Source organism: Candidatus Palauibacter australiensis (assembly GCA_026705295.1).
Lineage (GTDB): Bacteria > Gemmatimonadota > Gemmatimonadetes > Palauibacterales > Palauibacteraceae > Palauibacter > Palauibacter australiensis.
Genome location: JAPPBA010000028.1, coordinates 1 through 6,777 on the forward strand (window position 1 = coordinate 1; position 6,777 = coordinate 6,777).

At 70.6% G+C, this 6,777-nt stretch carries 7 protein-coding genes, 1 pseudogene and 1 riboswitch; of the genes and pseudogenes, 1 reads left to right on the forward strand and 7 read right to left on the reverse strand.

Annotated features, from left to right (window positions below; genetic code table 11):
• From OXN85_02030 to OXN85_02045, 4 genes are all read right to left on the reverse strand, one after another.
• The coding region (locus tag OXN85_02030; GenBank protein ID MCY3598738.1) for a phosphomethylpyrimidine synthase ThiC at positions 1-577 on the reverse strand (577 nt) is incomplete at its 3' end.
• Between the two features lie 72 nt (positions 578-649).
• A riboswitch (TPP riboswitch) is annotated at positions 650-748 on the reverse strand.
• 13 nt (positions 749-761) lie between these two features.
• Positions 762-1,844, reverse strand: coding sequence for a 3-isopropylmalate dehydrogenase (gene leuB, locus OXN85_02035; GenBank protein MCY3598739.1), 1,083 nt, complete (start codon positions 1,842-1,844; stop codon positions 762-764).
• A gap of 4 nt (positions 1,845-1,848) precedes the next feature.
• The gene (locus tag OXN85_02040) at positions 1,849-2,637 is read right to left on the reverse strand and encodes a rhomboid family intramembrane serine protease (GenBank protein MCY3598740.1); all 789 of its coding nucleotides are present in this window, start codon (positions 2,635-2,637) and stop codon (positions 1,849-1,851) included.
• Entirely contained in the window at positions 2,634-3,368 is a 735-nt protein-coding gene (locus OXN85_02045) for a DUF72 domain-containing protein (GenBank protein ID MCY3598741.1), read from the reverse strand. The genes OXN85_02040 and OXN85_02045 overlap by 4 nt, the downstream gene beginning before the upstream one ends.
• A gap of 409 nt (positions 3,369-3,777) precedes the next feature.
• On the opposite strand from OXN85_02045, the pseudogene OXN85_02050 reads away from it, so the two are divergent.
• Positions 3,778-3,912, forward strand: a pseudogene (locus OXN85_02050) (type II toxin-antitoxin system HicB family antitoxin).
• Between the two features lie 9 nt (positions 3,913-3,921).
• Here the strand turns inward: OXN85_02050 and OXN85_02055 are convergent.
• The 3 genes from OXN85_02055 to OXN85_02065 form a co-directional block, all read right to left on the reverse strand.
• The gene (locus OXN85_02055; protein ID MCY3598742.1) at positions 3,922-4,929 is read right to left on the reverse strand and encodes an NAD(P)H-quinone oxidoreductase; all 1,008 of its coding nucleotides are present in this window, start codon (positions 4,927-4,929) and stop codon (positions 3,922-3,924) included.
• Positions 4,926-5,708 (reverse strand): sugar phosphate nucleotidyltransferase, encoded by a 783-nt coding sequence (locus OXN85_02060; GenBank protein ID MCY3598743.1) that lies wholly within the window; start codon positions 5,706-5,708, stop codon positions 4,926-4,928. Before OXN85_02060 ends, OXN85_02055 begins: the two co-directional genes overlap by 4 nt.
• Before the next feature lie 53 nt (positions 5,709-5,761).
• A partial coding sequence (locus OXN85_02065; protein ID MCY3598744.1) for a phosphotransferase occupies positions 5,762-6,777 on the reverse strand: 1,016 nt, incomplete at its 5' end.

A 6,777-nucleotide genomic window follows, 5' to 3' on the forward strand; every position in this document is an offset into this window, starting at 1 on the left:
TCCCGATGTTGGCGTTGATCTTCACCTTGAAGCCGCGCCCGATGATCATGGGCTCCAACTCCGCGTGGTTGATGTTGGCGGGGATGATGGCGCGCCCCCGTGCCACCTCGGCGCGCACGAAGGACGGGTCCATGCCTTCCCGCACGGCGATGAACGCCATCTCCGGCGTGATCTCGCCCCGGCGCGCGTAGTGCATCTGGGTGACGGGGCCGTTCCCCCGCCGCGTCTCGCGGACGAGGGTCGAGGGGAGTGCCGTGGCGTCGTCCCGCGGCCCGCGGACGACGGTGGCGGAGCGCCCGGTCGAACGCACGTCGCGCGCCCGGATCCACGCTTCGCGCAGGAGCGGCAGGCCTTCGCGCACGTCGCACCCGCCCGGACCGCTGGTGTCGTAGACGCGCAGCGGCGGCTCACCGCCGGAGAGGGCGATCTCCCGCATGGGGATGCGAAGGCCGCCGGGGCCATCCACGAAGACTCGGGTGGAGTTGGGGAAGGCGCCTTCGTACGGAACCGGCGGGGCGAGGGCGGGGCTGGGCCCGAGGGAGGGGGTTGGCACGAGGACAGGGTCCGGCTCGATCATGCGCGGCGTCGTCTCCCCGGCACACCCGCGTCGTCGCCGGACGGGGGACGGTCGACGCCGGGCGGGGACGCTGCCCCGCTCGGGCCGCGCTCCCTACGCCGGTATGAGCCGGATCAGGTTCATGGGGTACGCTCTCAATCCCGACGAATCGGGATGCCCCCGGCGACCGCCGCAAAGATAGGGGTCACCCGTCCGGCGCGCCCGCCGCGGCCAGGGCCTCGACGATCAACTCTCCCATCCGCGCCGTCGACACCGGCGCCGGGCCCCCGTCGGCGTGGAGATCGGCCGTGCCGTGTCCGTCTTCGAGCGCGCGGTTCACGGCTGCCCGCACGGCGCCTGCCTCTTCCGGCAGTGCGAACGTGAGGTCGAGCATCATCGCGACGGAGAGGATCGCGCCGATGGGGTTGGCGATCCCCCGCCCCGCGATGTCCGGCGCCGCGCCGTGGACCGGCTCATAGAGGCCGATGTCGCCACCCACGCTCGCCGACGGCAGCATGCCCAGGCTCCCGACGAGCACCGCCGCTTCGTCGCTCAGGATGTCGCCGAACAGGTTGCTGGTCAGCAGGACGTCGAACTGGCGCGGATCCCGGATCAACTGCATCGCGCAATTGTCCACGAGCATGCTGGAAAACTCGATATCCGGATAATCGCGGGACACTGCTTCGGCGATCCGGCGCCAGAAGATCGACGACTCCAGGACGTTCGCCTTGTCTACCGACGTCACCTTCCGCCGCCGCGTGCGCGCGAGTTCGAACGCCGACACGGAGATCCGCCGAACCTCCTCCTCCGCATAGATCTCGGTGTCGAAGGCGACGCCGTCCTCGATCCCGCGGGGACGCCCGTAGTAGATGCCGCCGAGCAGCTCGCGAACGACGACGAGGTCCGCGCCGCGCACGCGCTCGGGACGGAGAGGGGACCGGCCCACGAGGGCGTCGGGCAAGGCAACGGGTCGGATATTCGCGTGGTTTCCCAGCAACCGCCGCAGATCCAGCAGTCCCCTGGAGGCGTCGACCTTCGTTCCATCCACGGAGCGCACGGCGAGGCCGACGGCTCCCACGAGGACGGCGTCGACCTCGACGGCAAGCGCCCGCGTTTCCTCCGGCAGCGGATCCCCGAACCGCTCGATCGCGCCGTCGCCAAGGGGGGCTTCGATGACGTCGAAGCGGTGGCCGTAGACGTCGCCGACGGCCTCCAGCACGCGCCGCGCCTCGAGCAGAACCTCCGGGCCGATGCCATCGCCGGGCAGAAACAGGATGCGCCCGTCCAAGGCGCTAGCCGAAGCCTCCGCCGAATCTCTCCACGAAGGTGCGTTCGCGGTCGGTGAGGGCGGACCAGCCCGCGGCCTTGAGCTTGCCGGCGATGCGCTCGTACTCGGCCCGATTCACGGGATGAAGGGTGCTCGGCTCGATCCTGCCCCACTTCACGTTCAACTCCCGCTCTCCCATGCGGACGCCGGGGCTCTCGGCCTTCTTGCGGAACTGCGCCGCGGCGGAGCGCGTGGTCCGCCACCTCAGGTAGAGCCAGCCGCCGAGGAACCCGCCCAGGTGCGCGAAGTGCGCCACGCCCCCGCCGACGCCGCCCAGTCCCAGCCACAGGGAGAGCACCGTGAAGGCGATGACGAGGAAGCGGACCTGCACGGGGATGACGAACCAGATCATCACCCGGTCGCGCGGCCAGTAGCGCGCGTAGCCGAAGAGCACGCCGTACACCGCCGCCGAAGCCCCGACCATCGGAATGTAGAGCCCCCCCTGCGACATCGTGAGGACGGTCCACAGGATGTGGACGAGGGCCCCGATGAGCCCGGCGAGAAGATACAGCCTGAGGAAACTCTTCGATCCGAGCAGCGCCTCGAGCTTCGGCCCGAAGAAGAAGAGCGCGAGCATGTTGAAGAAGATGTGGGACACGCCGCCGTGCAGGAACTGGTAGGTGATGAGCGTCCAGGGTCGGGTCAGAACCTGGGCGGGGACGAGCCACAGCTCCGACGTCAGGACGGGGTTCGTGCGCGTGAACACGTAGGCGACGACGTTGATGAGGAGCAGTTGGCCGACGACGCGGGTCATGCCGGCCTGCCCTCCGTCATCTCCGTCATCATCTCCGTCATCATTTCCGTGAATTGCCCGGCGAGCGCGGGACCGACACCGGCGTCCTCGTGCTTGAAGAAGGCGTAGACCCGGCCCCAGCGCGAGGCGCGCAGCCGCCCGGCCCAGGCTTCCAGCTCCTGCGTGGAATACGCGCTGCGGCGCAGGCGGAGGTAGCTCCAGTCCGCCGTCTCGACGAGCGGCGCATCGTCTCCGTCGTCCGTCTCGGCGAGGCAGAGGGCGGAGTTCCGGGCCCGGAGGATGTCGAACACCGCCTCGTCGAACCACGAGGCGTGCCGGAACTCGAAGGCCGAGGTGCCGGGGTTCGGAAGCTGGTCCACGAAACGCGCGAGCCGTTCATCGTCCCGCTTGAAGTTGGGCGGAAGCTGGTACAGGATGACGCCCGCGCGATCCGCCAGCACCGACGCCGTCTGCACGAGATACTCCGTCTCCTCTTCCGTGTTCTGCAACCGCTTGAAGTGCGTGATGCGGCGCGAAGCCTTGAGCGCGAAGCGGAATCCGTCGGGCACCGCTTCGGCCCAGTTCTCGAGCACGCTCTCGCGCGGCATGCGGTAGAAGGTGTTGTTGATCTCGACGGCCCGCAGCCGGCGGCCGTAGAAGGACAACATCTCCCTGTTGGGGAGATCCTCCGGGTAGAAGCTGCCTTTCCACGCGGGATAGCTGTAGCCGCTCGTGCCGATCCAGACCTGCATGGCCGGGATGATACGGTCCCGCCGTCAGCGGGCCAACGCACCGCTGGAGCGGGCCAACGTACGCCGTCAGCGGGCCAACGCACCCCGGCGGCGCGCGCATCGTACATTGGCCGCCGGCGACTTCGGGGCGAGCTGGTCGGGGAAGGCCGAACGTTCGGTCAGGTTCCCCGAGGACTCCGGACTCTCCCTGAAACGCATCTGGCAGATCCAGCCGGGGTCGGCCCGCGAACCCGATGTGATCCGGCTGGGCACGGCGGCGCGACGTGGGAGGCGCTCACCGAAGGACTTCCGCAGCGGAACGCGTACGAAACTGGCCGGACTCGGCGTCGTCCTCCCCGCCATAAGCGGCGGCTGACCCGGACCCGGCCAGGCTACGGATCGGCGTCGAACAGCGCCTCGATCTCCGTCGATCCCATTCGATCGAACGTGCGAACCGAACCAAACGGCGGAGGAAGGCGGCTACTGGGCGGAAGTACCGGCCATCGCCGGATGCGTATCCCAGGGCGAGTCGTTCGACGAGCTGATGCGAAACGTTCGCGAGGCCTTCGTTGCGTCACTTCCCTGTGTCGAGGAGGACTTTGCCGAAGGACTGGTTGGACTCGACGTAGCGGTGGGCCTCGGCGGCCTCGGCAAGGGGGAAGACGCGGTCGATGACGGGGCGCAGGTGGGAGGGGTCGGCCTCCGGGGCGGTGAAGCCGGGGAGGAAACGGGTCGCGAACATCTCCGTGAGGTGCGCCTTCTCGGCCTTCGAACGAGCGCGGAGGACGGTGCCCACGACGGTCGCGCGCTTCCCCATCAGGGTGCGAAGGTTGGCCTCGACCTTCATGCCGCCCATGACGCCGACGATGACGAGGCGGCCGAGAGTGGCGAGGCTGGCCATGTTCGCGTCCCAGTACGGGGCGCCGACGGTGTCGAGGATGACGTCGGCGCCGGCCCGGTCGGTGTGGCGCGCGACGGCGTCGGCGAAGGAGCCGGCCCGGCGGTCGACGGCGAGGTCGCACGGCAGTCCGGCTTCGCGGATGCGGTCGAGCTTGGCCGCCGACGCCGTGGCGATGATCGCGCCCGCTCCGCTCGCGCGGGCCAGTTGCAGGGCGGCGGTTCCCACGCCGCCGCCGGCCGTGTGCACGAGCACGGTCTCGCCGGGGCGCAGATGGCCGCGCTCGATGAGGGCGTCCGCCGCGGTGAGGAAGACTTCCGGGATCGCTCCGGCCTCGGTCCAGCTCAGCGTCGGCGGGACGGGCAGGAGCTGCCCCGCCGGCACCGCCACCCGCTCCGCGTAGCCGCCGCCGCCCAGAATGCCCATCGCGCGGTCGCCCACCGACCAGCCCGTGACGCCGGCCCCGACCGCCTCGATCTCTCCGGCGAACTCGAGCCCCGGGATGTCCGGCGGAGCGTCCGCGGGCGCCGGATAGCGGCCCATCCGCTGCAGGAGGTCGGCCCGGTTGATCCCCGCGCAGCGCACGCGCACGAGCACTTCGCCGGCCCCGGCGACGGGGGCGTCCCGCTCGACGAGCTCGAGCACCTCCGGGCCGCCGGGCTCCCGGATGCGGATCGCCTTCATGCGCCGCGCCGGCCGGCCGAGGGGGCCGCCTCCGTGGCGGACGCCGCCCCGAACGCGCGCCGGGCGGCGTCCAGCCGCTCGGGCGTCCCGATGTCGTACCACGCCGCGCCCGTCGCGTCGAACACCCCGACGTGCTCCCCATCTCCGATCCAGTCCATGTACGAATCCATGATCGAAAAGACGCCTCCTTCCGCGTAGCGCTCGAACACGCGCGGCGAGAGCGCGTGGATGCCGCAGAAACCGTACTCCCGGGCCTCGTCCGCGCTCGACGGCTCGCGCGCCACGACTTCCCACCCTTCGTCCCGGTTTGCGCGTCCGTACACGCCGCGGCCGTCCACCAGGAGAGGGCGCGACGTCTCCCGCTCCGCGATCGCGAGGGTGGCCAGCCGCCCGTCCCGCGCCTCTCCCTCCAGGTGCGCGCGGTACAGCGCCGCGAGGTCGACCTCGGTCACGACGTCGCAGTTGTGGAGCAGGAAGGGTTCCCGCGCCTCGAACAGCGACCGCGCGTGGAAGAGCCCGCCGCTCGTGTCGAGAGGAGCCGGCGATTCCTCATCTTCCCGCGACACGAACACCGGGACCCCCAGCGGCGACGCTTCGGCCCACGCCGCCACCTGCCCGGCGAGATAGTGCGCGTTCACGATCAGGCGATGCGCGCCCGCCGCGACGAGGTTCCCGGCGATGCGCTCCAGCAACGGGATGCCGCCGAAGTCGACGAGCGCCTTGGGCGTCGCGTCGGTCAGCGGCCGCAGGCGGCGTCCCCGGCCGGCGGCGAAGATCATCGCCTCCAAGCGTCCGCCCCCGCCCTCCGGCTCAAGCAGTCCATGGCCACGGCTCAGACCCGCGCGGGACGGCGCGGCCAGTCCGCCGATTCCCGGTGCGTGACCTCCACCCGCACGTCCGGGAAGCGCACGCTCAGGTGCTGGCGCAGCCGCTCCGCCATGTACACCGAGCGGTGCTGTCCCCCCGTACACCCGAAACTCACGCTCAGGCTGTGGAACCCGCGGTCGAGGTAGTTCGCGATGTGCGCGTCCACGATCCCCCGCACCCGTTCCCAGAACTCCTGCGCCTCCGGCCGGGCCGCGATGAAGGCGATCGTCTCCTCGTCGAGCCCCGTGAGGTCGCGGTACGCCTCCTCGCGGCCCGGATTCGGGAGCCCCCGGCAGTCGAACACGTACCCTCCGCCGTGACCCGACGTATCCGCAGGATAGCCGCCGGGATACCGGAAACTCGAGACCGTCACCTCCAGCCCTCCCTCGACCGCGGATGGCTCCGCCCTGCGGCGGCCCCAGCGCTCGACGATCGCCCGCAGCGCCCCCTCGAGTTCGGGGACGTCCACGGGCAGATCCGCCTCGAGCAACCCCCGCAGGTTCTCCGCCGCGTAGGGCACGCTCTGCAGGAAGCGCGGCTTGCGCTCGAAGAACCCCCGGTAACCGTAGGCCCCGAGCGCCTGCAGCAGCCGTACGAGGACATATCCGGGCCAGAGTTCGAGGAACTCGTCGCGCCGCGCGACCCCGTGCGACTCGATGACGCCGATGTAGTGATCGAGCAGCGCCTCCCGGTGCCCGCGCGCGAGATTCGCCTTCGAGTCGTAGAGGAGCGACGCCACGTCGTACTGCAGCGCCCCGCGCCGTCCGCCCTGGTAGTCGATGAACCAGGGCTCCGGGCCCTCCGCCCCCTGCCGCACCATCACGTTGCGGGACTGGAGGTCGCGGTACAGGAACGAGGACCGGTCGCCGGCGAGCAGGTGGCGCGCAAGCCGCGAGAAGTCGCGCTCCAGGTCCGCCTCGTTGAACGGAATGTGCGCGAGCTTCAGGAAGTGGTACTTGAAGTAGTTGAGGTCCCAGAGAA

Excerpts from the sequence above, each read along its gene's own strand:
- OXN85_02040 (MCY3598740.1), bottom strand. The coding sequence starts at position 2,637 with ATGACCCGCGTCGTCGGCCAACTGCTCCTCATCAACGTCGTCGCCTAC.
- OXN85_02045 (MCY3598741.1), bottom strand. The coding sequence starts at position 3,368 with ATGCAGGTCTGGATCGGCACGAGCGGCTACAGCTATCCCGCGTGGAAA.
- OXN85_02055 (MCY3598742.1), bottom strand. The coding sequence starts at position 4,929 with ATGAAGGCGATCCGCATCCGGGAGCCCGGCGGCCCGGAGGTGCTCGAG.
- OXN85_02060 (MCY3598743.1), bottom strand. The coding sequence starts at position 5,708 with ATGATCTTCGCCGCCGGCCGGGGACGCCGCCTGCGGCCGCTGACCGAC.